This window comes from Candidatus Binatia bacterium, from assembly GCA_023150935.1.
Classification (GTDB): domain Bacteria; phylum Desulfobacterota; class Binatia; order HRBIN30; family HRBIN30; genus JAKLJW01.
The window spans coordinates 35,372-61,996 of sequence record JAKLJW010000001.1; the positions used below are offsets into that span (position 1 = coordinate 35,372).

A 26,625-nucleotide genomic window follows, 5' to 3' on the forward strand; every position below is an offset into this window, starting at 1 on the left:
CCGTGGGGCGGCTCAGGTCATGACTTCTTCGCGGTCGGCAAGCTCTTGCATGGCCTGAGATCGGAGATCGTCGAGGCGCCCTTCCTCGAGCGCTTGCAGCGCGACCTCGTAGGCCTTTGCAGTTTCGTCGCGCGGTAGAATCACGTAGTCCGCCCCGGCCTCGTAAAGAGCGCGGGCGCGAGCCAGAGTCTCCGCCGCCAAAATCACCCGGGCGTTGGCGTTCAAACGCCGCACCTGCCGCAGCAGGGTGGCGTTGTCGGTGCCCCGCAGGAAGTCATCCGACACCGTCGAGATGACGACCCGAGCCGACGCAACCCCCGCGTGGGCCAGCGTGTCGAGGTGGCTGATGTCGCCGTAAACCACCGGCACTGCCACCTCGCGCAGGTGGCGGAACACCTCCGGGCTGAAATCGACGACGACAAATCGGTGCCTGCCGACCATCTCGTACTGCAATCGGTGGAGCAGAGAACTGGCGACACGATGGAAGCCGAGAAGCACGATTTCCGGCGCGGCCGGGAGAGAATCGGTGGCGGCTTCCGGGCCTGCGTCGACTTGCAAACCCAACCGTTGTAGCGCCGACACCCAGCGCTGCGCGAGGCGATGGCGGGCCGTCATCATGTAGGTCGAAAGCGTTGCGGTGACGACCAGCGCCAGCGCAATGACCGAGGCCACGTCGCGATCTATCTGTCCCAGGGCGAGGCCGACCGTGACGATAACCAGCGCGAACTCTCCCGTCTGCGCAAGGGCCAGGGAACTGAGGATTCCGACCCGAGGCCCGTAGCCGAGCGCGACGAGAAGAGGGCCGACGGTCAGGAAGCGGCTCACGATAACCGCGGCCGACAGCACCGCGGCGGACGCCAGAACCGCCGGGGTGCCGAGCTCGAGCTGCATGCCGAGGGCGACGAAAAATAGGGTCACGAAGAAGTCGCGCAGCGCGCTGATCTTGGCGACCACGTCGAGGGTGTACGGCAGCGCCGACAATGTTACCCCGGCAATCAGCGCCCCCATCGCGATCGAGAAGTTCGCCAGGATTGCCAGGTAGCCGATGAATAGGCACCAGGAGATGGCGGAGATCAGCACGATTTCCGGGCTCTTGGCCGCCCAGCGGAACAGCGGCGGCAGGACGAAGCGGGCGGTGGCCAGGGCGACCGCGACCAGCCCCAGGCCGCTCAATAGCGACGTGCCGATCGGTCCGAAGGACGGTTCCTGAAGGTTGGGCTGCAGGGCGAGGACGACGATCGCCAGGACGTCTTGTACGAGCAGTATGCCGAGGGTGATGCGCCCGTCGACGGTGTCGAGCTCGCTCTCGTCGGCGAGCAGTTTGACGACGATCATGGTGCTCGAGAACGCCGACGCCACGCCGAGGTACAACAGGGGCAGACCGCGGTATCCCAACAGCCACATGGCGCCGGCAGCGAGCAGGGAACACGACACCACCTGCAGGACGCCGACCAGTACGCCGGTGCGCCCCGAGCTGACCAGCTTCTTGAGGTCGATCTCGAGACCCACGATGAACATCAGGAACGCCAGGCCGAGCTCGGCAAGTTCGGCGATCGTTCGTTCGTTGTGGACCAGGCCCAGGCCCGGAGGCCCGATCAGCAGACCGGCCGCGATGTACGCCAGCAGGATGGGCTGGCCGAGGAAACGCGCCGCATACGCCAGCCCGGTCGCCGCCACGATGGCGAGGCCCAGATCGACGATGATGCTGTCACCGTGCATGTGCTGCAGGGGGAGATGCCGCGGGGCGCGGATTACGGTGGCGTAGCGGTCCGGTTCCCTCCGCTCGCGGCGGTCACCGCGACGATCCGAGTCGACGCTGCAACGCCTCGGTGAGGTCGATTTCGCGGCGTAACCCCTCTTTGTACTCGCGCGTTGCCGCGTGATGCAGCTCGTGCAGGAGTTCGTCGTGCCGCTTACCGAGCAACTTGGTCAGGTAATCGCATTCCTGGTCGGTCAGTTCGATTGCCATCGCACACCCTCCGTCGAAGCTTCCTGTCCGTATAGCCTCAGCCGCCGCCGAAAAGACAGTGGGGGTGGAACGTGCGCTCCGCGCGCGTTGGCGAGGTGGAACGTGCGCTCCGCGCGCGTTGTGGCCAGGCGTTGTGGCCAGGTGGAACGCGTGCGCCGCGGAAATCGTGGATCGAGACGGGCTCAGCCAACCGATTGGGAGATGCCGTGGCGGTGGCGGATAGCTTCGTTGGCGAGTTCGTCGCAGCGTTCGTTTTCCGGGTGGCCGCTGTGGCCGCGCACCCAGTGCCAGTGGACCTGGTGTACCTGCGCGAGCCGGTCGAGGGCCTGCCAGAGTTCGGCGTTCTTGACGGGCCGGCGGTCGGCGGTGCGCCATTGATTGCGCTTCCAGTTCGCCAGCCAACTGCGCATTCCGTTCTGCAGGTACTGCGAATCCGTGTGCAGGTCGACGATGCACGGCCTTTTCAGTGTCCCGAGGGCCTCGATGGCGGCTTTCAGTTCCATGCGGTTGTTCGTGGTGTGCGGCTCGTAGCCGCTGACCTCGCGACGGTGCCGGTTCCACAGCAGCACGGCGGCCCAGCCGCCCGGACCCGGGTTCCCCAGGCATGCCCCGTCCGTGTAGATCGTGACGGACACCAATGGATCGCCGTGCGCAAGCGCCATTGGCACACCATACGAAACCGCGCCGGCCGCGCCAACGGCCACCGATGACGGGCCGGACCGGCGGGCGCGGAGTACCATCGGCTTTTTCGACGGGCCGCCCGGGGGGCGATTGAAAGCGCGAGCGGAATTTGTCACGTGGGAAGCGGCATGCGGCCATGATCGATACCGATCTGCTCATCGTCGGCTCGGGTTTCGCGGGGCTGTGGGCGGCCATAGCGGCGCGGGATGCAGGGATCGATCGCGTGCTGCTCGTCGATAAGGCGGCGATCGCTCTGTCGAGTCAGTCCAAGATGTCCGCCGGTGCGACGATCTACTGCCTCGACGGAGACGATGCCGACATGTGGCTGCGCGATGTCGCCGAGGCGCAGGGGTATCTCTGTCATCAGGACATGGTCGCGGACATGCTCGCGACTTCCGAGCGTCGGCTGCGCTGTCTGGAGTCGTGGGGCGTTACGTACCAGCGTGTTCCCTTGATGCGGCGGTACATGCGCCTGCCCTCGCGCGGTTTCAAGCACGTGCGCATGCTGGTGCGTCCGCAGTGGGGAAAGCGGGTCGGAGGCGCGGCGGTGATCGGGGCTCTGAAAGCGCAGGTGACGCGCCGGCGCGTGCAGAAGCGCTCCCGCTTGCTCGTGACGGGGCTCCTGACCGGCGGCGGCCGCGTCGCCGGTGCCGTAGGCATCGACCGCAGCTCGGGTGCGGTCGAGGTCATCCGCGCCCGCGCCGTCCTGCTGGCCGCCGGCGACTGCAGTTTCCGGGGCAACTACATCGCAACCGATCATGCCACGGGCGATGCCTTCCGCCTGGCCTACGACGCCGGTGCGCGCCTGAGCAACATGGAGTTCCTGGCCGTCAATACCGGCTCGCCGAGCTATGGATTCGAAGGCACAGGGGTGATCCTGCGTCGCGGCGGTCGTCTGCTTAACGCACAGGGCAAGCCGTTCCTCGCCGATTACGATCCCGACGCGGACGCCGCGGAGATAGGCGCGCTCGTACAGAGTATGGCTCGTGAGGTACGGCGCGGCCACGGCCCGCCGTTCTATCTGGACCTGCGACGCACGAACCGCCGCCGGTTGAGCTTCATGCTCAGCCGCGCCGCCAGTCTGCCGCGCATCACCCTGGAAAAGCTCGCCGCCGCCGGCGTCGATATCTTCCGCACGCCGCAGGAATGGGTGCCCGCCGTGCAGAGCCTGCGCGGCGGGGTTCGTACGGACATCGACGGCCGCTCGGATGTGCCCGGGTTGTTTGCCGCCGGGCTCGCGCAAGCCTTCGATCCGGGACTCTTCAACGGATGGTCGAGCATGCGCGCCATGTGGGCCGGCGAACGTGTCGGACGGGCGGCGGCAGCCTTCGTCCGCGAGGCCGGACCGGTCAGTCTCGACGCCGAGCAGGTGGAGGCCTGTACCCGCGCGGCCCTGACGCCGCTGGCACGGCCGCAGGGCCCCGAGCCCGACGAGGTGATCGAGGCGCTGCAGCGCGCCCTGTTCCCGTTCGAGGTTTGCATCCTGAAAAGCGCCGACCGTTTGCGGAGCGCACTGGAGACGATCGAACACCTTGCCGTCACCGCCGCGGCCTTGCACGCCAGCGATCCGCACGAGCTTGCCAAAGCGCACGAGACCGCCAATATGGTTCGCACCGCCGAGCTGTTTCTGCGCGCCTCGCTGGCACGCACCGAGTCGCGCGGCGACCACTGCCGCGAAGATTACCCCGACCGCGACGACCGGCACTGGCTGCGGTGGATCACGCTCCGTCGGGGCGAGCGGGGCGCTGCCGAGGTGGCTACCGAACCCGTGCCCCTGTCGAACTACGCACTTCATCCGGCCGGCGATCCGGTGCCATGATCGAGCGGCTCGACGCAGCTTTGTGTTCCGGGTGCGGCCTCTGCCTCGAGGTCTGTCCGAGCGATGTGTTCAGGCCGGTGCCGGGACGCCGGGTCTACGTGATCGCCTACCCCGAGGATTGCCAGACCTGCTTCAATTGCGAGATCGAGTGTCCAGAGGCGGCGATCGACGTCGCCCCGTGGCGCAAGGCGCGCACCCGGGCCTGGTAGGCCGCGCGAGCGCGAGCCGCGCCGGGAACGGTCCGCCCCGCGCCGCGCTTACCGAACCGACGCGCCGCGCTCCTTCAGCAGGGCGCGAAGCACCGAGCGGTGACAGCGCGCCTCGTCGGCGCAGTAACATCCGACCGCGAAGTCCGTCGTGCCGGATAGAGCCGTAAGCAGGTCGAGCAGGTGACTGGCCGGCGGCCGTTGCATCTCGGCCCGATAGCGTTTGGCGAAGTTCGCCCACCCGCGGGCGTCACCGGCCGCGTGCGCCAACTTTACCAGCGCGTCGCTCGGCGCCAGCTCCGGCAGCCACACGTCGTAGAAATCGCGTTTGGCGAAATCCGACTTCGGGACGCCACGGGGTGGGCGCCGCACCGTGCCGATCCGCGGACCTTCCCCCGCCTGGCGGGGCTCCCCGAGGCGAACGATCCCGATTGCCATCCCCATTGCCTCCCGATCAGCGAGCCCCGACCGCAACCCGGCCGCGGCTACCCGAGCTTTCGACTCGGCCGGCGAATGCACACGTGCCCCCACGGCCCCATGCCCTCACTCCCGCACCGCAACCATTTCCGTGCCGCCGTCAAACGGGGGGTCGCAATACGGCGCCAGAGCGGCGAAGAACGGGTCGGGTTCGACACACGCCTCGGGCGCAAACACACCATGCCGGGCCGCGCCGCTGCCGCCGGCAAACAGCTTGAGTCCCACGGCCAGCGGTATCCCGGTTGCTCCGGCCATGCCACCCGGTGGCATGCCGAGCACGGTGACGCCGACGGTGGCCGGCTTACCGTTGCGCTGCCCGCGCGCGTAGGCGAACAGTGGCGGCAACCGCACGCCGCCGTCCGCGGGCAGGGCGGCTTCCGCCGGCAACCCCGGCGCCGCCATTATCTGCGCGGCCGCTTCGTCGGCGGTCAATCGACCGGCATCGATCTCTCCCTGGAACACTTGCACGATGCCAGCCAGCCAGCGGGGCAGCGCCATCACGTTCACGCAGTCGCGCAGAGCCGTGAAAGTTCGCGGCAAAGTCACGGCCTCGGGATGGCCGACGGTCCATGCCGGGCCGGTGCCGAGCTGTGGGAAGTCGATGGCTATTTCTTGCACCGGAGCGACGTCGACCAGTTGTCCGGCGCGCAGGATGCGGATGGTTCCCGAGCACTGGTGCATCCAGTGTACGACCGCGGCCGTCGGTACCGTGGGCTCGCCGTGGCCGTGATCGGTGCGCTCCAGATCGGCGTCTTCGATGCCCCAGCCGGTGATCAGGGTATCGACCGTGTCGAGGCGCCGGGCGGCCTTGACGGCAAGAAGATTCGAGACGCCTGGGCTGGCGCCCATGCCGACGATGGCGGTGATCCCTGCCCGGGCCGCTTCGTCGCTCATGGCCAGCATGTCGAGTGTAGGCTCCCAATCGTCGTTGATGTCGAGATAGTGGGTACGGGTTGCGACGGCCGCGCGCAGGATGGGCACGGCGAAGCGGAAGAACGGACCGACAGTGTTGAGTACCGCGTCGGCCGGCGCCAGCAAAGCCGCGAGCGCCGCGGCGTCGGTGACGTCGACCCGGGCCGCGCGCGCTCTGGCGCCGCAGTCGGCGGCTACGCGTTCCGCCCCCGCCCGGTCGCGGTCGGCGACGACGATCTCGTCGACGAAGTCAAACCCCGCCGCGGTCCGTGCCGCCACGCGTCCCATCGCGCCGGCGCCTCCAAGTGCCACGACTTTCATTCGGATCCTCCTTCACTGACCGGACCGGCGCATATCATGATTGATGGCCCTGAAGCACGCGCGCGGGACGACGACGCGTTCCTCGCTCCGGCGCGGGACCCGCGCTGCGGCTTATCTACGGTCTCCATGGGGAGGTCCCGGCGTCGCCGAAGATCGAACGGCGGCGGATTCCGGTTGTCTCTTGCGCCGTCTGAGATATACCCGCGTCGAGATGTGAACTTGCCGCTGCCGGCGGACATGGTCCGCTGGTGCTGCGCAATCGAGGTTGGGAGGACCCATCATGGATGCGAAACTCAGTGCATACGGACCGGCGCGGTCGACGATCGCCGGCACGCCGCTGAGCGCCGATGAGCTTGGCCGCATGCACGCCTACTGGCGCGCCTGCTGCCACCTCATCCTCGGCATGATCTATCTCAGGGAAAACCCGCTGCTGCGCGAACCCCTGCGGATCGAGCACGTCAAGACCCGCCTCCTCGGCCACTGGGGATCGAGCCCGGGGCAGTCGTTCGTCTGGATCCACCTCAATCGCCTCATCAAACGGCACGATCTCGAGATGATCTACGTGTCCGGGCCGGGGCATGGCGCCCCGGGCGTGCTGGCGCCGACCTATCTCGAAGGTACCTACTCCCAAATCTATCCGGAGAAGAGCGAGGACATCGACGGCATGCGGCGCTTCTTCAAGGAGTTCTCGTTTCCCGGCGGAATCGGGAGCCACTGCACGCCCGAACTGCCCGGCTCGATCCACGAAGGCGGCGAGCTCGGTTACGCGCTATCGCACGCCTACGGGTCCGCCTTCGATAGCCCGAATCAAATCACGGTCGCCGTCGTCGGCGACGGCGAGTCGGAAACCGGACCCCTGGCCACCTCGTGGCACTCGAACAAGTTCCTCAATCCGATCGTCGACGGAGCGGTCCTGCCGATCCTTCACCTCAACGGCTACAAGATCAACAATCCCGCCATTCTGGCGCGCATCGGTCACGACGATCTCGAGCGCCTCTTCTTCGGCTACGGCTATCAGCCTTATTTCGTCGAAGGGTCCGATCACGAGAGCATGCATCAAGCGCTCGCGGCCACCCTCGATCACTGCCTCGAAGAGATCAGGTCGATTCAGAGCGAGGCCCGGCGCACCGGCGTGTTCAAGCTGCCGCGGTGGCCGATGATCGTCTTGCGCACGCCGAAAGGTTGGACGGCGCCGGCGGAGGTGGACGGACGCAAGCTTGAAGGTTCCTGGCGCGCTCATCAGGTGCCGTTCAGCGGTCTGGCCACCAACCCGGAGCACCTCAAACTGCTCGAGCAGTGGCTGCACAGCTACAAGCTCGACGAACTCTACGACGAGTCCGGACGCCTCAAGCCGGAGCTCCGGGAGTTGGCTCCCACCGGCTTCCGCCGCATGAGCGCCAATCCGGTCACCTACGGCGGTATTCACTCGCGCGATCTCAACGTGCCCGACTTCCGTGCCTACGGCATTCCCGTTCCCAAACCCGGCACGGGCGAGGCGGAGAACACCCGGCCGCTCGGTCAGTTCCTGCGCGACATCATGAAGAACAACATGACGAATTTTCGTGTCTTCGGCCCCGACGAGACGACTTCGAACAAGCTCGACGCGATCTATGCCGCCAGCAAGAAGACCTGGCTTGCCGCCTCCTTTCCGGAAGACGCCGACGGCGGGGAGCTGGCCGCCGATGGCCGGGTCATGGAAATGCTCAGCGAACACACCCTCGAGGGCTGGTTGGAAGGCTACATCCTCACGGGCCGGCACGGCTTCCTGTCGACCTACGAGGCGTTCGTTCACGTCATCGACTCGATGGTCGGCCAGCACGCCAAGTGGCTGGAGAAGTGCAACGGCCTCGAGTGGCGACGGCGCATCCCGTCGCTCAACCTGCTGATTACCTCGACCGTTTGGCGGCAGGACCACAACGGCTTTACCCATCAGGACCCGGGCTTCCTCGATATCGTCGCCAACAAGGGCTCGTCGGTGGTGCGCATCTACCTGCCGCCCGACGTGAACTCGCTGCTTTCGGTTGCCGACCACTGCCTGCGCAGCCGCCAGTACGTCAACGTCATCGTCTGCGACAAGCAGCTCCACCTGCAATACATGGATTTGGACGCCGCCGTGCGTCACTGTACGAAGGGCATCGGCATCTGGGACTGGGCCAGCACCGACGAAGGGGTCGAGCCGGACGTGGTCCTCGCCACCGCCGGGGATATCCCTACGCAGGAGGCACTGGCCGCGAGCGTCATGCTGCGCGAAGCGTTTCCCGATCTGAAGATTCGCTTCATAAACGTCGTCGACCTGTTCAGGCTGCAGCCGGCGAGCGAGCACCCGCACGGCCTCTCGGACCGCGACTTCGACAGTCTGTTCACGACCAGCGCGCCGATCATCTTCAACTTCCACGGTTATCCGTGGCTCATCCACCGCCTGACCTATCGGCGCGCGAACCACGAGAACCTTCACGTCCGCGGTTACAAGGAAAAGGGGAACATCAACACGCCGCTCGAACTGGCGATCGTCAACAACATCGATCGCTTCACGATTGCCATCGACGTGATCGATCGCGTCCCGCGCCTGCACGCCGTCGGCGCGCACGCCAAGGAACGCTTCCGCGACGAACAACTGGATTGCGTACACTACGCCCACGAGCACGGCACTGACCGCCCGGACGCGGCGGCCTGGCGCTGGCCTTACTGATTTGCGATTCCCCTGGCTCCGCGTGCGGTGCGAGGAAATCGAATCGGGAGGGCGAGGCTCTTGCCGAGCCGCCATCGGACCGTCGCGGCTCGGCGGAAGCCTCGCCCTTCTGAAGGCATGGCTGAACAGGCCATGGGTTGCGGGCGTCGGCCCGCGCCAGGGGAGAGTCGGAGAGCGGAGGAGTGGAGCAAGCGAGGAGTCGGCAGTCTTCCGGGAGTTCTCAGCGCGGGCTACCGCCCGCAACCCAAAGCGAACAACCAGCCCGTTCGCCCCGAGTAGGAGCCCTTCCCCTGGGCTCCGTATCGAGGGGCGCGCCCCTGCCGAGGCTGTCCCTCGATACGCGCCAGAAGAAGGCGCTACTCGGGACGAACGGGAAGGCACTGCCCTCCATGGCCTGAAGATTTCTTCGCGCCGTGCGCAGACTTTCGGCGATAGTAGTTCAGATCCCGCTGCCGCCTTCCTCGCCCTCGTCTTCGTGCAGGCCGCACTCGCGCTTGAGCCCGAAAAAGCGCGTTTCCTCCTCGCTCATCCCGGGCTCCCACTTCTTAGTGGTGTGCACGTCGCCGACCGAGACGTACCCCTCCTCCCAGAGCGGGTGATAAGGGAGGTCGAAGCGCTTCAAGTAGTGATGCACGTCGCGGTTGGTCCAGTCGACCACCGGCAGGAACTTGAAGCAGCCGCGTTGGACCGCGAGCACCGGTAAAGCGGCGCGCGAGCCCGCCTGCTCTCGCCGCAGGCCCGAAAACCAGGTGCGGGCCTTCAATTCGCGCAACGCTCGCGCCAGCGGTTCGACCTTGTTGATCTGGTTGTAGCGGTCGATGCCCTCGACTCCTTGCTCCCAAAGGCGGCCGAAACGCGCTTCTTGCCATGCCGGACTCGTCGCGGCGCGGTAGACTTTCAGATTGAGCTTCAGGCGCTCGGTCAATTCGTCGATGAAGCGATAGGTTTCCGGGAATAAATAGCCGGTGTCAGTGAGCACGATCGGCGTGTCGGGTTGCACGCGGGTGACGAGATGCAGCATGACCGCCGCCTGAATCCCGAAGCTAGAGGACAGGATGAACTGCGGTTCGAGGTGGGCAAACGCCCAGCGGACACGCTCTTCGGCCGACATTCGGGCGAGGGCGCGGTTGGCGCCGCTCAGAGCCAGCGCCTGCTCGGTACGGTCCAAGGACAGGAGCCGGTCGAGGGTCGGTACCGGGTCGGAAATCTGGTCGGCAATGGCGTCGGGCGTGACCGTGGTCATGCTGGCGATAGTCTCAACTTCTTAGGGTCGACAAGAAACGTCATTTAATCAAGAGGGGACAGCGGGTTGGCCGCGCCGGCGCACACCGGCGGCAGCGGCCGGCTGGGGGCCGAGCAGGCGGTAGACCGCCTTTTCGAGGAACCGGCGCTGGCCCGCCAGGGCCTGCGGGGCGAGGGGGTCGTCACCGGTGGCGGCGATTTCGCGCAGCGCCGCGGTGTTGACGAAATAGGAAAACATCAGGCCGAACAGGCCGAAGGCCAGGTAGGGCAGATCCTCCGGGCTCCAGCCCGCATCGGCGGCACTGGCATTGATGACCGCGAGGCCCTCCCGATAAACCGGACCGACCCGGCGGGCGAGCAGGGGGTGCAAACCGCCCGATTCTCCGAGCAGCGCACGTTGCAGGAGGCGGCCGAGGTGGGGGTGCTGAGCGAGGTGGCTGAGTACGCGGTCGAGCGTCGCCCGCATACGTTCCGGTTCGAGTGCTCCGGGCGCCCACGCATCGACCAGGATATCGATGAGCGGACGCAGGCCCCGTTCGAGCACGGCATCGTAGAGCGCCTGCTTGCCGGCGAAGTGGTTGTAAAGGCTAGGCGCGGTCAAATCGAGGTGGTGCGCCAGATCGCGCATGGTCACGCTATCGACGCCGCGGGCGGCGAAAAGCTGCTCGGCGGTGTCGAGAATGACTTCGCGGGTCGGCTGCGCCGTGGCATCCACGCGGCGGCGACCCCGTGGTCGGGTGCGTTCGGGCACGGTGTCGGGGTGCTATCGGACCCTGAAGGCGGGGTCAAGGCATCGCCGATCGAGCGGACGGCGCCGCGCCGCGTGTCGATCCGGAACGAGGTGCATTCGCTGCGACGCTCGGCTATACGGGGGGCACCCCAGGATGGGCAGGTGGACGAGCGTGGTTCGTGCCCGCGCCCGGCCGGTGCGCGGCCCCTGTGACGGCGAGGAGAGCGATGCGACGATTTCCGATGATAGCAATTGTTTGCCTGTTGGTGATGGCGTCGGTGGCGGTAGCGGATACGCCGGTGGCCACCGTCGGTGGGCAGCCGATCGGTCAGGCTGCCGTCGAGGCGAAGGTACGGCCACGGCTGATCGAAATCGACGCCCAGCGCTACGAGGCTCTGCGCGAGGGCGTCGATGCGCTGATTGCCGAGAACGTCCTGCAGCAGGAGGCCAAAGCCCGCGGCGTAACCGTCGAGGTGCTCGAGCGCGACGAAATCGTCAAGAAGGCCGGCGATCCCACCGATGCCGAAATCAAAGAGGTCTTCGAGGCGAACCGTGAAGCCCTTGGCGACATGCCGCTCGATCAGGCGCGACCGCACATCGTCGAGTTCGTGCGCCAGCAGAAGGGCCAGGCCCGACGCCAGGCGTACATTGGCGAACTGCGGACCAAGTACAAGGCCGTAGTGCTCCTGAAGCCCCCCGTCGTTCAGGTCGGCACAGCGGGCCGTCCCGCCCGCGGCGGAGCCAACGCCCCGGTCGTGATCGTCGGGTTTTCCGACTACGAATGCCCGTACTGCAAGAGCGCCGAAGGCACCGTCGAGCAGGTCATGAAAGCCTACGGCGACAAGGTGCGTTACGTGCACCGCGACTTCCCGCTGGCCTTCCACCAGCACGCCTTCGAGGCGGCCGAGGCCGCGGCGTGCGCCAACGCGCAAGGGAAGTTCTGGGAGTACCACGCCAAACTATTTGCGGCGTCGGACCTGTCGACCGAGAAACTGAAGACGATGGCCGGCGAGGTCGGTCTGGACCCCAAGAAGTTCGACGAGTGCCTGGCGTCGAACCAGTTCAAGGTGGCAGTGGAGAAAGACATGGCCGACGCTGCGGAGGTCGGCGTGTCGGGAACGCCGGCGTTCTTCATCAACGGCCGCATGCTCTCAGGGGCTCAACCCTTCGAGCGCTTCAAGGAAGTCATCGACGAGGAACTGGCCGCGTCGAGTGCTGCGAAGCCCTCTTGATGAGCGGCTTCAGTCGGTACTGCCCTGACTCGAGATGTCGTATTCCTTGAGTTTGTTGAGGATGGTTTTGTAGTCGATGTTGAGTAGGCGGGCGGCCTTGGCCTTGTTGCCGCCCGTCCGCCGCAGGGCGGAGACCAGAGCGTCGCGCTCGACGTCCGCCGTCGCGCGCCGCACGCGCTCCTTCAGCGACAGGTCGGTGCCGTCAGCCGCCGCGTCGACCGGCGCCGGCGCCCCGTCGGTCCGCTTGACCCGTGGCAGCGCGAGATGATCCTCGTCGATCGTCGCGTCGGCGAGCAGCACCGCACGCCTCACGACGCTGCGCAGTTGGCGGACGTTTCCGGGCCACTCGTAGGCCATCAGGCGCCCGATGGCGACGTCGGTGAACCCGGTAATGTTCTTGTGCAGCTCGCGGTTCGTCATCTGCAGGAAGCGTTCGGTCAGGAACGGGATGTCGCTGCTGCGGTCGCGCAGCGGCGGGATTCCGATGACGAACTCGTTCAGGCGGAAGAACAGGTCCTGGCGAAACGCGCCGCGCGCCACCGCCGCTTCGAGGTCCTCGTTGGCGGCTGCGAGCAGGCGGACGTCGACTTTCACGGGCCTTGTACTGCCGACGCGGGTGACCGTCCGTTCCTGCAGCGCGCGCAATAACTTGGCTTGCAGCGCGGGCGGCATGTTGCCGATTTCGTCGAGGAACAGGGTGCCGCCCATGGCCATCTCGAAGCGGCCGGGCTTGCTGCGGTCGGCGCCCGTGAAAGCGCCTTTCTCGTGTCCGAAGAGTTCGCTCTCGAAGAGCGGCTCGGGGATGGCGCCGCAGTCCACCGGTACGAAAGGACCGGTGGAGCGGGCGCTCTGTTCGTGGATGGCCCGGGCGACCAGCTCTTTGCCGGTGCCCGTCTCGCCGAGCAGCAAGACGGTGAAATCCGAGCAGGCCACGCGGGCCACGTAGGCGCTGATCCTTTCGATGGCGGCGCTCGTGCCCATCAGTTCCGAGAGCTTCGAGCCGCCCTCGGAGAACTGATGGATGGTGCGCCGCAGGCGCCGGTCCGACATCGCGCTGTGAACGGAGCGCACCACGTCGGCATGATCGAAAGGCTTGACGATGTAGTCGTGCGCCCCGGCGTGCAGGGCGGCGACGGCATCCTTCACCAGATCGCACGAGGTGATGATGACGACCGGCAAATCGCGGTCGAATTGCTTGGCCTGGCGCAGGACCTCCATGCCGTCGAGGCCGGGCATCTTGATGTCGACGAGCAAAGCGTCGGGCGCTTGCCGGCGCACGAGGTCGAGAGCCTCCTCGCCGTCGGCGGCAAGCAGCGGCTCGTAACCTTCGCGGACGACGAGGCGCGAGAGGATATCGCGGATACCCTCCTCATCGTCGACAATCAGAACCCGTCCGTCGTGGGCTTCCACCGTCCCCCGTTTCCCCCGTCATCTCCCTGAGTCTCGGGCCGTAGGTTAGGTCTCAAGACACACCGCGGTCAAGACGCCGTCGCGTCGGAGCACGGAAGTCGATCGTCGGATGCAAGGCCGCTCACCGCATGTTGACGTAAAAGGTCAGCATCTCGTCGCGCACGGCGGCCGGGAGCAGGTCGAGGATCGTGTTCAGCGGACCCATGCGGCTCGGAATGTCCGGGCCGGTAAGCCCGGCCAGCACGGCGACCTGCGGGAACACCTCTTCGAGCGGGCGCCCTTCGAGCTTGGCGACTTCGGCGGCGATATGCGCGCGATCGATGGAGGGTCCCCGCTCGCGCAGGTGCGCCACCGCCGTCTTCAGGTCGGCGAGCAGTTGATCCGCCAGCGGCACGTTGGAGCTGGAAATGCTGATGTGCAGGTTGGCCGGACCGCCGCCGCAGGCGAACTGCGGCAGCAGCAGCCAGCCGCGCTCGCGCATTTCGTCGTCGAGGTCGAACACGTTGATCGCTTCCGAGCCAAGCGTGAACATGCACAACTCCGGTTCGGCCAGCACCTCGATGCCGTCGAGGTCGCGGATCCCCTTCAGCAGGGTCTGCGTGGCGTCCCAGGTCTCGCGCACGATGCGCTGGTAGCCGGCTTCGCCCAGGTAACGCATCACCGCCCACGAGGCGGCGATCGGGCCCGCCGACTTGCTGCTCAGGATCGTCGGATTGATCACCGCGTACTCGGTGGTGCCGCTGCACGTGAAGATCGCGTGCCGTCGCAGGTCGCGGCTGCGGTACAGCAGCACCGAGGCGTTCTTCGGGGCGTAGCCGTACTTGTGCATGTCGACCGACATGCTCGTTACCCCGGGGAGCGAGAAGTCGAAGTCGCGCACCGGCTCGCCGAGACGGCGCAGCACGGAAAGGTAGAGACCGCCGACGCAGCCGTCGACGTGGAACAGAATGCCGCGCTCGGCCGCCGCCGCCGACATGTCGGCGATACGGTCGATCGTGCCGTGCGAGAAGTTCGGCGCCGAGCCGACGGCGAGTATTGTGTTGGGACCGAGGGCCCGGCGAAACGCGTCGACATCGCCACGGAAGCCGTCGGCCGGGTCCAGCGGCGTCACGATCGTACGCAACCCGAGGTAATGGGCAGCTTTGTGAAAAGCCGGGTGCGCGGAGACCGGAAGGACGATCTCGGGGTCGCGTGCGCCGGGGCGGTGAACGCGGGCATGATCGCGCGCGGTCTTGACCGCCAGCATGATGCTCTCGGTGCCGCCGCTGGTCATGTTACCGACGACTCCATCGTCGCCGCGGGTGAGCTCGGCGACCGAACGCACGACGTCCTGCTCCATGCGCGCCGCGCTCGGGTACATGTTCATGTACAGCGCGTTCTGAGTGAGGAAACGCGCATAGGCCCGCGCGCTCACGTCGTAGGCGTCGCGGCCCGGATCGTACAGACCGGTCAGAATGCGACCGCTCCGCCAGTCGACGTCGTCGCGCGCCAGCTCGTCCAACTCGGCCAGTACCTGTTCTGCCGGCCGTCCCTGCGAAGTCAGTGCTCCCACGCCATACTCCTTTCAGACCGACGGAATCGGCCCCCCGGGGGCCGCGATCACCCGACCACCCCGCGGCCACGCCACGCGGCGATCTCTTCCCGCCCGTATCCCGCTTCCGCAAGGATCTCGTCCGTGTGTTCGCCGAGCCGCGGCGGCGTGCGGTACAGCGCCGGGGCCTCGCCCGGCATGCGCAGCGGGTTGCGCAGATAGCGCAGGCGGCCGCCCCGGGGATCGTCGGCTTCGAACACGGTGCGGTTGGCGGCGACTTGCGGGTCGGCGAGGAAGTCCTCGACCGTGTTGGCCGGCGCGATCGGTACGCCTTTTTCGCGGGCGCGTTCGAGCAGCGTTGCAACCGGCCATTTCCGGACTTCCGCGAACAGGGCCGGGAACAAGTCGGCGGCGAAGGCCATGCGCGACACGATCGAGGCGAAGCGCGGATCGTCGCGCAGGTCTTCCCGGCCGAGGATGTTGCAGAGACTCTGAAACTGCCGATCCTCCACCGCCATGATGACCACGTGCCCGTCGGCGCACTCCCAGGTGCGATGGGCCCGGCCGAAGTCGAACGCGCCCAGGGTTTCATCCACGGGCAGAAAAGTGTGCGGGGTCATGGACTCGGGCAGCATGAACGCGGCGTAGGCATCGAGCATCGGCACTTCGAGCCTGCAGCCGCGGTTGCTGTGGCGTTCGCGAGCGAGCAAGGCCGCCAGCACACCGTAGGTGGCGGTGAGGGCGGTGGACTTGTCGGCGATGATGCTCTGGATAAGGACGGGCGGGCCGGAACCGCCCTGGACGGGCATCATGCCGGTGAGGCCCTGGACGACGGTATCGTACGCGGGCAGGTCGGCGTACGGCCCCTCCGAGCCGAAGCCGTTGATGGATACGTAGACGAGCCCCGGGTTGTCGGCGGCGAGGGAGTCGTAGTCGAGTCCGAGGCGTGCGACCACGCCGGGGCGAAAGTTCTCGACCAGGACATCGGCGGTGGCGGTCAGGCGCCGGACGATGCCGACGCCGTCGGCGCTCTTCAGGTCGACGACGACACTGCGCTTGTTGCGGTTGAAATGGGCGAACATGGCGCTTAGCCCGTTGCGAAACGGCGGGCCCATCATGCGGGTGGTGTCGCCGCGGGGCGGCTCGACCTTGACCACGTCGGCGCCGAGGTCGGCGAGGTTCATGGTGCACATGGGCCCCGAGACGACCGTGGACAGGTCGACCACGCGAATGCCGGCGCACGGGCCTGCCGGCGGGGACTGCATGCTGACTTTCATCAACGGCCTCGACGCGGGAGTCGTTCGGGCTGTAGCATCGCCGGCGGCGCAGTCGCAAGCACCAGGGCGCCGCCGTTCGTCGGTAAGGGAGGGGGCGCGGGCGGGCACGGGGCCCGCCCGTCGCGAGCAGTTGCGGAAAGGGGGGGATCCGCTTTTCTGCCTGCCCTAACAGACGACCTGGGGGCGGGGAGATTCATTGCCGCGGGGAACTTTCTTTCGCGCCGTGCGGCCTGCCCGCGGGGGCTTCGGAATTGACTTCGAGGCGGGCCGGCGCTACACGAAGGGGCGCTGGTTGTTGAAGCCTTTAACCTGGTCCGGAGAGGCCAGAAAGGGTGGCTATGGACGGATACATTCGACGACAGAACGGGTGAGACCTCCTCGGTTTCGAGGGGGTCTTTTTTTATGGTGTCGACGGAGCGCGTCGTCCTTGACGCAGAGGCCATCGAACGGGCACTGACCCGCGTTGCGCACGAGATTCTCGAGCGCAACAAGGGTACTGACGATCTTGCCCTGGTCGGCATCCGCTCGCGCGGCGATCACATCGCGCGGCGGTTGCGCGACAAGATCCGCCAGATCGAACAGGCGGAGGTACCGATCGGAATCATCGACATAACGCTGTACCGAGACGATCTCAATTACAGTCAGCAGCAGCCCGAGGTGCGCGGTACCGATATTCCGTTCTCGGTCGAGGGCCGTCGCATCGTACTGGTCGACGACGTCCTGTACACCGGCCGCACGATCCGCGCCGCACTGGACGCGCTGGTCGACTTCGGCCGCCCGCGCAGTGTGCAGCTCGTCGTTCTCGTCGACCGCGGGCACCGCGAATTGCCGATTCGCGCCGACTACGTGGGCAAGAACCTGCCGACGGCTCTCAACGAGTCCGTCCGGGTGCGCCTGCGCGAGAGCAACGGCCGGGACGAAGTCGTTATCGCCCGAGGGGAGGAGAGCTAATATGCCGTTCACGCAACGTCATTTGCTCGGACTCGAAGGCATGGGGCGCGACGAGTTGACATCCCTGCTCGATACCGCCGCGTCGTTCAAGGAGATCTCGGAGCGGGACATCAAGAAGGTGCCGACCCTGCGGGGCAAGACCGTCGTGAGCGTCTTCTTCGAGCCGAGTACGCGCACGCGCATGTCGTTCGAAATCGCCGCAAAGCGCATGAGCGCCGACTTCGTCAGCCTGTCTTCGTCGGTCAGCTCGACGACCAAAGGCGAGACGCTGCTCGACACGGCGCGTAATCTCCAGGCGATGCGGCCCGACGCCATCGTCCTGCGCCATGCGGCCTCCGGCGCCCCGCACTTCGTGGCCGCGCGGGTCGCCTGCCCGATCATCAATGCCGGCGACGGGGCGCACGAGCACCCGACTCAGGCGCTGCTCGACCTGCTCACCATCCGCGAACGCAAGGGCGGGTTCGAGGGCCTCACGGTGGCCATTGTCGGCGATATCCTGCACAGCCGCGTGGCGCGATCGAACGTCTTCGGCCTGCGCGCTCTCGGGGCGCGCGTGCGGCTCGTCGGCCCGCCGACGCTGCTGCCCCCCGAACTCAGTCAGTGGGGCGCGGTCACCACCAACCTGCGCGAGGGCGTCCGGGACGCCGACGTCATCGTCATGCTGCGCCTTCAGCTCGAACGGCAGAGCCGCAACTTCTTCCCCAGCGTCGAGGAATACTCCCGCTATTTCTGTCTGACGGAACGGATTGTGGCCGGGGCACGGCCCGACGTCATCATTCTTCACCCCGGCCCGATGAACCGCGGCATCGAGATCGCCAGCGAGGTGGCCGACGGACCCTATTCGGTGATCATGGACCAGGTTACCAACGGCATCGCCGTCCGCATGGCGGTGCTGTACCTGCTTGCCAGCCGAGTCAAAGCCGATACCGAGGCGCCGACCGACGTGGTTGCGGAACCGCCGGCCCGGCTGCAACGGAGAGCCGGGTGAGCGCGGTTCTCGTCATTCGCGGCGGAACGCTCATCGATCCCGCCAACGGCGTCCACGGACCCCACGACCTCGTCATTTCCGATGGCGTCGTGGCGCAGGTGCTCGATCCCGGCGCGCCGGCACCGGCAGCGGATGTGGCCGAGACCATCGACGCGACCGGTGCCTGGGTGGTTCCCGGGCTGATCGATATGCACGTTCACCTGCGGGAACCGGGCTACGAGTACAAGGAAACGATCGAGACCGGCAGTCGGGCGGCCGTCGCCGGCGGTTTTGCTGCCGTGGCCTGCATGGCCAACACCAATCCGGTCAACGACAATGCCGCCGTGACCGAGTTCATTCGCGAACGTGCGGCGGCCTGTGGGCTTACCCGGGTGTATCCGATCGGCGCGGTTTCCAGAGGCCTCGGCGGCGAACAGCTCGCCGAGATCGGCGAGATGCACGCCGCGGGCATCGTGGGCGTTTCGGACGACGGCATGCCGATCATGGACGGCGGTCTCATGCGGCGGGCTCTTGAATATGCCGCGATGTTCGATCTGCCGGTCATCGTCCACGAGCAAGACGATTGCATTGCCGGCGAGGGGGTGATGCACGAGGGCTCGATTTCCATGCGCCTCGGGTTGCGCGGAGTTCCTGCGGCGGCGGAGGAGGCGATGATTGCTCGCGACCTTGCCCTGCTCGCGCGCACGGGCGGCAGGCTGCACGTCGCGCACATCAGCACCGCCGGGGCCGTCGATCTGATCCGCCACGCCAAACGACGCGGCCTGCCGGTCACGGCCGAGGTCACGCCCCATCATTTCACGCTAACCGACGAGAGTGTCGACGGTTACAATACGAACGCCAAGATGAACCCCCCTCTACGCACTCGCGCCGATGTCGACGCCGTCCGCGCCGGTATCGCCGACGGCAGTATCGACGTCATTGCCACCGATCACGCGCCGCACCACCGGGACGAGAAGGACGTCGAGTTCGACCGCGCAGCCAACGGCATCGTCGGCCTCGAGACGGCATTGCCACTGACTCTGCGGCTACTCGACGAGACGGCCATCGGCATCGAGACGCTGGTGCGCGCCATGAGTACAAACCCGGCGCATGTGCTCGGCGTGCCCGGCGGCAGCCTCGGGGTCGGTTCGCCCGGCGACGTGACCGTGATCGACCCGGCCCGGCGCTGGGTAATCGATCCGGCGCGCTTCCTGTCGCGTTCGCGCAATACGCCGTTCGGCGGTCTCACGGTGCGCGGCGTGGCCACCCACACCATTGTCGGCGGTCGGGTTGTCTGGCGCACGATGCCCGAGGCGCTGTCGCGGTCGGCTGCGGTCCGGCCCGGAGGTGCGGCATGAAGGCCATCCTGGCTCTGGCCGACGGTACGGTGTTCGAGGGTGTGAGCTTCGGCGCTCCGGGAGAAGCCGGGGGCGAAGTCGTGTTCAACACCTCGATGAGCGGGTACCAGGAGATTCTGACCGATCCCTCGTACCACGGTCAGCTCGTTGCGATGACCTATCCGGAGATCGGCAACGTCGGCGTCAATCCGGAAGACGTCGAAGCGGCACGGCCGTTCGTGCAGGGTTTCATCGTCAAGGAGTACTGGGAAGAGCCCAGCAACTGGCGGGCCCACAGCAGCCTCGCGCAATACCTGCTCGACCACGGTATACCGGGCATTCAGGGGATCGACACCCGTGCGCTCGTGCGCCACATCCGCACCCACGGCGCTCAGGAGGCAGTGATTTCAACCGTCGATCTCGACCCGGCTTCGGTGGTTGCCAAAGCGCGTGCATGGCCAAGCCTGATCGGCCGCGACCTGGTCCGCGAGGTCACCTGTCCGGGGCCTTACGAGTGGCACGAGGCGACCTGGGATATCGAGCGCGGGTACGGCCGGGGCGCGACGGAGCGGCCGTTCGTCATTGCTTACGACTTCGGCATCAAGCGCAACATCCTGCGCAATCTCGTGCAGATGGGGTGCCGGATGCGTGTCGTTCCGGCGGCGACGCCGGCGGCCGCCGTCCTGGCCGAGAAACCGGACGGGGTATTCCTGTCCAACGGTCCCGGCGATCCCGATGTAGGGCCATACGCGGGGATCGTGCGCGACCTGATCGGCCGGGTCCCAATCTTCGGGATTTGCCTCGGCCATCAGATGATCGGCCTCGCCCTCGGCGGGCGGACCTACAAGCTCAAGTTCGGTCATCACGGCGGCAATCAGCCGGTGATGGACCTGTCGACCGGCAAGGTCGAGATCACGTCGCAGAACCACGGCTTTGCCGTCGATGTGGAGTCTCTGCAGGGGATCGCTCGGCTGACGCACGTGAACCTCAACGATCGGACCGTCGAGGGCCTGGCCCACGCCGAGCTGCCGGTTTTTTCGGTGCAGTACCACCCGGAGGCCTCGCCCGGCCCCCACGACGCGAACTATCTCTTCGAGCGTTTCGTGGCGCTCATGCAGCAGGCGCGCTAACGGCAACCGCCGGCCGCGCCGGGAACTGATCAGGGATGCCCAAACGGACAGACATCGAATCGATCCTGCTCATCGGCTCCGGTCCGATCGTTATCGGCCAGGCGTGCGAGTTCGACTACTCGGGGACTCAGGCCTGCAAGGCTCTCAAGGAAGAGGGCTACCGCGTCGTTCTGATCAACTCGAACCCGGCGACGATCATGACCGACCCCGGGTTTGCCGACCGTACCTACATCGAGCCGATAACCGTCGAGATCCTCGAGAAGATCATCGCTGCCGAGCGGCCCCACGCGCTGTTGCCGACAATCGGCGGGCAGACGGGACTCAACACGGCCATCGACCTTGCCGAAAGCGGCGTGCTCGATCGTTACGGCGTCGAGCTGATCGGCGCCAAACTGCCGGCCATCAAGAAGGCCGAGGACCGTCATCTCTTCAAGGCCGCCATCGAGAGCATCGGTCTCGATCTGCCGCAAAGCGGGTATGCGCGCCACATGGACGACGCCGTCGCCATCGTCGAGCGCATCGGCCTGCCGGCGATCATCCGGCCCTCGCGCACCCTCGGCGGCACCGGCGGCAGCATCGCCGCCACGCGCGAGGAGTTCGAAGACCTGGCGCGCCGCGGCCTGGACGCTTCGCCGATTCGCGAAGTGCTCATCGAGGAGTCGATCGCCGGGTGGAAGGAGTTCGAGCTCGAGGTGATGCGCGACGCTAAGGACAACGTCGTCATCGTATGCTCGATCGAGAACTTCGACCCGCTGGGTGTCCACACCGGAGACAGCATCACCGTCGCCCCGGCGCAGACACTCACCGACAAGGAATACCAGATCATGCGCAACGCCGCCGTGGCGATCATTCGCGAGATCGGCGTCGACACGGGCGGCTCGAACATCCAGTTCGCGGTGCACCCCGGCAACGGCCGGCTCGTGGTGATCGAGATGAACCCGCGGGTCTCGCGCAGCTCGGCGCTCGCCAGCAAAGCGACCGGGTTCCCGATCGCGAAGATCGCCGCCAAGCTCGCGGTGGGTTACACTCTGGACGAGATCCGCAACGACATCACGCGCGAAACCCCGGCCTGCTTCGAGCCGACGATCGATTACGTCGTAACGAAGATCCCGCGCTTCACTTTCGAGAAGTTTCCCGATGCGGCCGACGTGCTCGGGCCGCAGATGAAATCGGTCGGCGAAGCCATGGCCATCGGCCGCACGTTCAAGGAGTCGCTGCAAAAAGCCATTCGGTCGATGGAGATCGACTCCTACGGCTTCGACGACAAGGGGCGGGGCCCGGCGGCACGCAGCCGCGCCGCGCTGGAGGAGAAGTTGCGCGTGCCCAACGCGCGGCGACTCTGGTACCTCGCCGAGGCGTACCGGCAGGGTCTGGATACCGCGGAGATTCACGCGATCACGGCCATCGATCCCTGGTTCCTGGCGAACATCAAGCAGATCGTCGACTTCGAAGCGCGCTTGCGGGACGCTTCCGGGGGCGTGCCAGCGCCGCTACTGCGCGAGGCCAAGGCCATGGGCTTCTCGGACGTGCGGCTCGGACAGCTCACCGGCAGCACCGAATCGGAGGTGCGTGCGGCCCGCTCCGCCGCCGGCATAAAACCCGTCTACAAGATGGTCGATACGTGCGGGGCCGAGTTCCCGGCATTCACGCCGTACCTGTACTCGACCTACGAGCAGGAGGACGAGGCCGGACCGGGTCCGCGGCGCAAGATCGCCATCCTCGGCGGCGGCCCGAATCGTATCGGTCAGGGTATCGAGTTCGACTACTGCTGCGTGCACGCGGCGTTCGCGCTGAAGGAAGACGGCTTCGAGACCCTCATGGTGAACTGCAACCCGGAAACCGTGAGTACCGACTACGACACGTCGGACAAACTCTTTTTCGAGCCGCTGACTCTGGAAGACGTGTTGAGCATCGTCGAGCGGGAACGGCCCGCGGGAGTGATCGTGCAGTTCGGCGGGCAGACCCCGCTGAAGCTGGCGGTGCCGCTGGAACAAGCCGGCGTGCGCATCCTCGGCACGTCGCCCGACTCGATCGACCGTGCCGAGGATCGGCGGCGGTTTGCGGAACTGCTCGGCAAGCTCGATCTGCGCCAGCCGCCGAACGGAATTGCCATTACCGTCGAGGAAGCCGTGCACGTCGCCGGCGCGCTCGGCTACCCGGTGCTCATGCGGCCCTCGTACGTGCTGGGTGGACGGGCCATGGAGATCGTCTACGAAGAGCGCAGCCTGCGCCGCTACATGGAGCGCGCCCTCGACGCCGCTCCGGAGCGCACCATTCTCATCGACAAGTTCCTCGACGACGCCATCGAGATCGACGTCGACGCCGTCAGCGACGGGCGCAAGGTGGTGATCGGAGGCATCATGGAGCACATCGAGCGCGCGGGTGTTCACTCCGGTGACAGCGCCTGCTCGTTACCGACGCACTCGATTCCCGGCGCGGTGCTCGACGATATCCGCCGTCAGACGGTGGCGCTGGCGCTCGAATTGCACGTCATCGGTCTCATGAACGTGCAGTTTGCCGTCAAGAACGGCGAGGTGTTCGTGCTCGAAGTGAACCCGCGGGCGTCGCGGACGGTGCCGTTCGTGAGCAAGGCGATCGGCGTGCCGCTGGCCAAGGTGGCCGCACGGGTCATGGGTGGGAAGACGCTCGCCGAGCTCGGTGTGACCGAAGAAATCATTCCGCATCACGTCTCGGTCAAGGAAGCCGTGTTCCCGTTCTCGAAGTTCTCGGGCGTAGACACGTTGTTGGGCCCGGAAATGAAATCGACGGGCGAAGTGATGGGCATCGGCGCGTCTTTCGGCGCGGCCTTCGCCAAGGCGCAAATAGCGTCCGGGACCCTGTTGCCGCGGCGGGGCAAAGTGTTTGTTAGCGTGGCCGACGAGGACAAACTGGCCATCCTGCCGACGGCGGCGCAACTGGCGCAGGCGGGAATGCGTCTGGTTGCCAGTGCGGGGACCGCCGCGTTCCTGCGCGAGCAGGGCCTCGAAGTGGATGTCATAAACAAGGTTCACGAAGGCAGTCCGCACATAGTCGACGCAATCGAACGCGGCGAGATCACGATGGTGATCAACACGCCCAGGGGTTTCGGGCCGAACCGGGACTCGTTCGAGATCAGGCGCAGCGCGCTGGAGTGCCGGGTGCCGTACTTCACCACGGTGGCGGGTGCGGCGGCGGCAGCCGAGGGAGTCGAGCTTCTCCAGCGCGAGGCGCTGACGGTGTGTCCGCTGCAAGATCACCACCGCCGTGCGCACGAGGACGCCTCAGAGCTGGCCGGTGTTGCGCCCCCGCACTGACGGCAGCGGGCCGCCCGATTCCATCGAACGCTATCTTGCAGCGGTGGCGGCGCCGCTGAAGTTCCTCGCCGCTGCCCCCGCCGCTGCGGCGCGGACGCGCTTTCCCGCCGCCGCCCTGGCGGCCCGGGGCCGGAGCTTGATTGCGGCGGTCGGCGACGAGTTGGCGCGGGCGCCGTTAACGGCCCTGGTCGACGCGCTTGCCGCTTACGATACGGTGGCGGCCGCCGATCGTACGGCTTACGCACGGCGCTGCGTCGAGTTGCTGGCGGCGGCTCACCCGGCGACCGCGCCGGCGCCGCCTTACAGGCGCACGGCGGCGGTTAGCGAGGAGACGCTGGCGGGTCTCGGTCGCGCGGTGCAATTCGTGCGCGGGGTCGGGCCGCGGCGGGCGGAGCAGTTCCGGAAGGTGGGCATCGCGACGTTGGAGGACCTGCTGTACCACCTGCCGTTCCGTTACGACGACCGCCGCACGCTCTCTCGCGTGCGCGATCTGCGCCCCGGCATGGTCGCCAGTGTCGTCGGCGAGCTGGTCCAGGTGGCCGAGCGGCACGTGGGGCGGGCGCAGCGGCGCATTCTCGAAGCCGTGCTGCGCGACGACAGCGGCTATTTGGGGCTGACGTGGTTCCATCAGGTGGCATATTTCCGGAGCCGCTTCCGCGGCGGACAGCGCTGCCTCGTCCACGGCAAGATCGAGCCGGGCGTCGGTGGTGTGCTGCGCATGGTACATCCCGAAGTGGAGATCGATCCGGAGGTGGAAGGGCAGGGGATACTGCCGGTTTACAACAAGCCGAGCAGCATGACCGTCGGCGCGATGCGCCGGCTTGTGCACGACGTCGCCGGAGACTGGATCGAGCGCGTTCCGAGTGTTCTTCCGGAGGCGGTGGTACGCGCCGCCAGGGTGACGGATCTTGCGGCGGCCCTGCGGCTGGTCCATGAGCCGCAACGCGACGCGGACATCGAGGCGCTCAACGGCCTGCGTACGCTCGGGCATCGCTCGCTGGTGTTCGACGAGCTGTTCTTCCTGCAGCTTGGGATGGCGTTGCGTCGCCGCAACGTCGAGCGCGAGGCCGGGCTCGTGCTGGTCGACCGCGGGGGTCTGACGGGGCAACTGCGGGCGTATCTGCCGTTCCGGCTGACGCGAGCGCAGGAGCGGGTGATCGCGGAGATCGGTGCCGACATGCGGCGCCCGCATCCGATGCACCGGCTTGTACAGGGCGATGTCGGCAGCGGGAAGACGGTGGTGGCGCTCTTTGCGGCGCTGGTGGCGATCGACAACGAATATCAGGCGGCGTTCATGGCGCCGACCGAACTGCTGGCCGAGCAGCATTTTACGACCGTCGAGCGGCTCGTGGCGCCGTTGGGGCTGCGGGTGGAGTTGCTCACGGGAGCACGCAGCAGGGCGCAGCGGCGGGCCGCATACGCGCGGCTTGCCGACGGTGAAACCCAGCTCGCGGTCGGGACGCACGCCCTCATCCAGGATGCCGTCAAGTTCAAGCGTCTGGGGCTGGGGGTGATCGACGAGCAGCATCGTTTCGGTGTGCTGCAACGGGCGGCGCTGTGCCGGCTCGGCGCCGAGGGGGCGGCGGCGCCGGACATCCTGCTGATGACCGCGACGCCGATTCCGCGGACGTTGACGATGGCGGTTTACGGCGACCTCGACATCTCGTTGCTCGACGAGATGCCGCCGGGCCGGCAACCGGTGCGGACCCTGCTCCGGCACGAAGGGGAACGCGCGCGGGTTTACGATCTGGTCAAGCGCGAACTCGATCGCGGGCGGCAGGGGTACGTGGTGTATCCGCTCGTGGACCCGTCGGATGCGGTGGAGTTGCGCGACGCGACCTCGATGCAGCGCGAACTGGCGCGGACGGTATTCTCCGGCTACCGCGTCGGACTCGTACACGGACGCATGAAGGCCGCGGAGAAGGATGCCGTCATGCGTCGCTTCAAGGACGGCGATGTACAGGTGCTGGTGAGCACGACGGTGGTGGAGGTGGGCATCGACGTGCCGAACGCGACGATCATGGTCATCGAGCACGCCGAGCGCTTCGGGTTGGCGCAACTGCACCAGTTGCGCGGGCGGGTGGGACGGGGCGACGCGGCGGCATTGTGTGTGCTGGTGACGCCGTTTCGCCGCGGTCAGGAGGCGCATCGGCGCCTCGATGCGCTGGTGCGCACCACGGACGGGTTCAGGATCGCCGAGGCGGATCTGGAGATCCGCGGCCCCGGTGAGTTGCTCGGCACGCGTCAGTCTGGTCTGCCGGATTTCCGGGTCGCCAACTTGATTCGCGACCGCGGCATTCTGGAGGCGGCGCGCACGGCGGCGCTGCGCTGGCTGGAGGACGACCCGAAGTTGGACTCGGAAGAGTCGCAAGCGGTGCGCAAGGTGCTGGCGCATCGCTGGGCGGGGCGCCTCGAGCTGGCGGGGATCGGTTAGCGCGGAGGTGGGGCAGC

20 protein-coding genes are annotated in these 26,625 nt (G+C 66.9%); 10 read left to right on the top strand and 10 right to left on the bottom strand.

From position 1 onward, the window contains the following. Nucleotides 1-12 precede the first annotated feature (12 nt). The 3 genes from L6Q96_00165 to rnhA form a co-directional block, all read right to left on the bottom strand. Nucleotides 13-1,719 carry a cation:proton antiporter gene (locus tag L6Q96_00165; GenBank protein ID MCK6552995.1) on the bottom strand — a complete coding sequence of 569 codons (1,707 nt, stop codon included), beginning with the start codon at nt 1,717-1,719 and terminating at the stop codon, nt 13-15. 73 nt (nt 1,720-1,792) lie between these two features. Continuing rightward, nucleotides 1,793-1,969, bottom strand: a complete 177-nt coding sequence (locus L6Q96_00170) for a hypothetical protein (GenBank protein MCK6552996.1) — start codon at nt 1,967-1,969, stop codon at nt 1,793-1,795. Between the two features lie 182 nt (nt 1,970-2,151). Continuing rightward, nucleotides 2,152-2,631: a ribonuclease HI gene (gene rnhA, locus L6Q96_00175; GenBank protein MCK6552997.1), complete on the bottom strand. Its 480-nt coding sequence runs from the start codon at nt 2,629-2,631 to the stop codon at nt 2,152-2,154. A gap of 155 nt (nt 2,632-2,786) precedes the next feature. Here rnhA and L6Q96_00180 point away from each other — a divergent pair, with 155 nt between their 5' ends. Next, complete coding sequence (locus L6Q96_00180; protein ID MCK6552998.1) at nt 2,787-4,469, top strand: FAD-binding protein; 1,683 nt, start codon at nt 2,787-2,789, stop codon at nt 4,467-4,469. Continuing rightward, entirely contained in the window at nt 4,466-4,678 is a 213-nt protein-coding gene (locus L6Q96_00185; protein MCK6552999.1) for a ferredoxin family protein, read from the top strand. The genes L6Q96_00180 and L6Q96_00185 overlap by 4 nt, the downstream gene beginning before the upstream one ends. A 48-nt stretch (nt 4,679-4,726) precedes the next feature. Here L6Q96_00185 and L6Q96_00190 read toward each other — a convergent pair whose 3' ends face one another. Both L6Q96_00190 and L6Q96_00195 read right to left on the bottom strand, forming a co-directional pair. Then, nucleotides 4,727-5,113, bottom strand: a complete 387-nt coding sequence (locus L6Q96_00190; protein MCK6553000.1) for a DUF488 family protein — start codon at nt 5,111-5,113, stop codon at nt 4,727-4,729. Between the two features lie 105 nt (nt 5,114-5,218). Further along, nucleotides 5,219-6,385, bottom strand: a complete 1,167-nt coding sequence (locus tag L6Q96_00195; protein ID MCK6553001.1) for a saccharopine dehydrogenase NADP-binding domain-containing protein — start codon at nt 6,383-6,385, stop codon at nt 5,219-5,221. A gap of 280 nt (nt 6,386-6,665) precedes the next feature. Between L6Q96_00195 and L6Q96_00200 the strand changes: the two genes are divergently transcribed. Next, nucleotides 6,666-9,074 (top strand): phosphoketolase family protein, encoded by a 2,409-nt coding sequence (locus L6Q96_00200; GenBank protein MCK6553002.1) that lies wholly within the window; start codon nt 6,666-6,668, stop codon nt 9,072-9,074. Nucleotides 9,075-9,513: 439 nt separating this feature from the next. Here the strand turns inward: L6Q96_00200 and L6Q96_00205 are convergent, their stop codons facing one another. Beyond that, on the bottom strand, nt 9,514-10,317 hold the full coding sequence (locus tag L6Q96_00205) for a phosphoadenylyl-sulfate reductase (GenBank protein ID MCK6553003.1): 804 nt from the start codon (nt 10,315-10,317) through the stop codon (nt 9,514-9,516). A gap of 48 nt (nt 10,318-10,365) precedes the next feature. Continuing rightward, complete coding sequence (locus L6Q96_00210; protein ID MCK6553004.1) at nt 10,366-11,031, bottom strand: TetR/AcrR family transcriptional regulator; 666 nt, start codon at nt 11,029-11,031, stop codon at nt 10,366-10,368. Nucleotides 11,032-11,288: 257 nt separating this feature from the next. On the opposite strand from L6Q96_00210, the gene L6Q96_00215 reads away from it, so the two are divergent. Next, nucleotides 11,289-12,278: a thioredoxin domain-containing protein gene (locus L6Q96_00215; GenBank protein MCK6553005.1), complete on the top strand. Its 990-nt coding sequence runs from the start codon at nt 11,289-11,291 to the stop codon at nt 12,276-12,278. A gap of 9 nt (nt 12,279-12,287) precedes the next feature. Here L6Q96_00215 and L6Q96_00220 read toward each other — a convergent pair whose 3' ends face one another. From L6Q96_00220 to L6Q96_00230, 3 genes are all read right to left on the bottom strand, one after another. Further along, complete coding sequence (locus L6Q96_00220; GenBank protein MCK6553006.1) at nt 12,288-13,688, bottom strand: sigma-54 dependent transcriptional regulator; 1,401 nt, start codon at nt 13,686-13,688, stop codon at nt 12,288-12,290. 121 nt (nt 13,689-13,809) lie between these two features. Continuing rightward, the gene (locus tag L6Q96_00225; protein ID MCK6553007.1) at nt 13,810-15,240 is read right to left on the bottom strand and encodes an aspartate aminotransferase family protein; all 1,431 of its coding nucleotides are present in this window, start codon (nt 15,238-15,240) and stop codon (nt 13,810-13,812) included. A gap of 47 nt (nt 15,241-15,287) precedes the next feature. Further along, nucleotides 15,288-16,496, bottom strand: coding sequence for a CoA transferase (locus L6Q96_00230; protein MCK6553008.1), 1,209 nt, complete (start codon nt 16,494-16,496; stop codon nt 15,288-15,290). A gap of 405 nt (nt 16,497-16,901) precedes the next feature. Between L6Q96_00230 and pyrR the strand changes: the two genes are divergently transcribed. The 6 genes from pyrR to recG are packed head-to-tail and all read left to right on the top strand — an operon-like array spanning nt 16,902 to nt 26,608. Further along, complete coding sequence (pyrR, locus tag L6Q96_00235; GenBank protein ID MCK6553009.1) at nt 16,902-17,447, top strand: bifunctional pyr operon transcriptional regulator/uracil phosphoribosyltransferase PyrR; 546 nt, start codon at nt 16,902-16,904, stop codon at nt 17,445-17,447. A 1-nt stretch (nt 17,448) separates the two neighbouring features. After that, nucleotides 17,449-18,435 carry an aspartate carbamoyltransferase catalytic subunit gene (locus L6Q96_00240; protein ID MCK6553010.1) on the top strand — a complete coding sequence of 329 codons (987 nt, stop codon included), beginning with the start codon at nt 17,449-17,451 and terminating at the stop codon, nt 18,433-18,435. Then, nucleotides 18,432-19,772, top strand: coding sequence for a dihydroorotase (locus L6Q96_00245; protein ID MCK6553011.1), 1,341 nt, complete (start codon nt 18,432-18,434; stop codon nt 19,770-19,772). The genes L6Q96_00240 and L6Q96_00245 overlap by 4 nt, the downstream gene beginning before the upstream one ends. Next, nucleotides 19,769-20,881 (top strand): glutamine-hydrolyzing carbamoyl-phosphate synthase small subunit, encoded by a 1,113-nt coding sequence (gene carA / locus L6Q96_00250; protein ID MCK6553012.1) that lies wholly within the window; start codon nt 19,769-19,771, stop codon nt 20,879-20,881. The genes L6Q96_00245 and carA overlap by 4 nt, the downstream gene beginning before the upstream one ends. 35 nt (nt 20,882-20,916) lie before the next feature. Further along, nucleotides 20,917-24,174 carry a carbamoyl-phosphate synthase large subunit gene (carB, locus tag L6Q96_00255; protein MCK6553013.1) on the top strand — a complete coding sequence of 1,086 codons (3,258 nt, stop codon included), beginning with the start codon at nt 20,917-20,919 and terminating at the stop codon, nt 24,172-24,174. Beyond that, complete coding sequence (gene recG, locus L6Q96_00260; protein ID MCK6553014.1) at nt 24,155-26,608, top strand: ATP-dependent DNA helicase RecG; 2,454 nt, start codon at nt 24,155-24,157, stop codon at nt 26,606-26,608. The genes carB and recG overlap by 20 nt, the downstream gene beginning before the upstream one ends. Nucleotides 26,609-26,625 lie beyond the last annotated feature (17 nt).

Excerpts from the sequence above, each read along its gene's own strand:
- L6Q96_00165 (MCK6552995.1), bottom strand. The coding sequence starts at position 1,719 with ATGCACGGTGACAGCATCATCGTCGATCTGGGCCTCGCCATCGTGGCG.
- L6Q96_00170 (MCK6552996.1), bottom strand. The coding sequence starts at position 1,969 with ATGGCAATCGAACTGACCGACCAGGAATGCGATTACCTGACCAAGTTG.
- rnhA (MCK6552997.1), bottom strand. The coding sequence starts at position 2,631 with ATGGCGCTTGCGCACGGCGATCCATTGGTGTCCGTCACGATCTACACG.
- L6Q96_00180 (MCK6552998.1), top strand. The coding sequence starts at position 2,787 with ATGATCGATACCGATCTGCTCATCGTCGGCTCGGGTTTCGCGGGGCTG.
- L6Q96_00185 (MCK6552999.1), top strand. The coding sequence starts at position 4,466 with ATGATCGAGCGGCTCGACGCAGCTTTGTGTTCCGGGTGCGGCCTCTGC.
- L6Q96_00190 (MCK6553000.1), bottom strand. The coding sequence starts at position 5,113 with ATGGCAATCGGGATCGTTCGCCTCGGGGAGCCCCGCCAGGCGGGGGAA.
- L6Q96_00195 (MCK6553001.1), bottom strand. The coding sequence starts at position 6,385 with ATGAAAGTCGTGGCACTTGGAGGCGCCGGCGCGATGGGACGCGTGGCG.
- L6Q96_00200 (MCK6553002.1), top strand. The coding sequence starts at position 6,666 with ATGGATGCGAAACTCAGTGCATACGGACCGGCGCGGTCGACGATCGCC.
- L6Q96_00205 (MCK6553003.1), bottom strand. The coding sequence starts at position 10,317 with ATGACCACGGTCACGCCCGACGCCATTGCCGACCAGATTTCCGACCCG.
- L6Q96_00215 (MCK6553005.1), top strand. The coding sequence starts at position 11,289 with ATGATAGCAATTGTTTGCCTGTTGGTGATGGCGTCGGTGGCGGTAGCG.
- L6Q96_00230 (MCK6553008.1), bottom strand. The coding sequence starts at position 16,496 with ATGAAAGTCAGCATGCAGTCCCCGCCGGCAGGCCCGTGCGCCGGCATT.
- L6Q96_00240 (MCK6553010.1), top strand. The coding sequence starts at position 17,449 with ATGCCGTTCACGCAACGTCATTTGCTCGGACTCGAAGGCATGGGGCGC.
- carA (MCK6553012.1), top strand. The coding sequence starts at position 19,769 with ATGAAGGCCATCCTGGCTCTGGCCGACGGTACGGTGTTCGAGGGTGTG.
- carB (MCK6553013.1), top strand. The coding sequence starts at position 20,917 with ATGCCCAAACGGACAGACATCGAATCGATCCTGCTCATCGGCTCCGGT.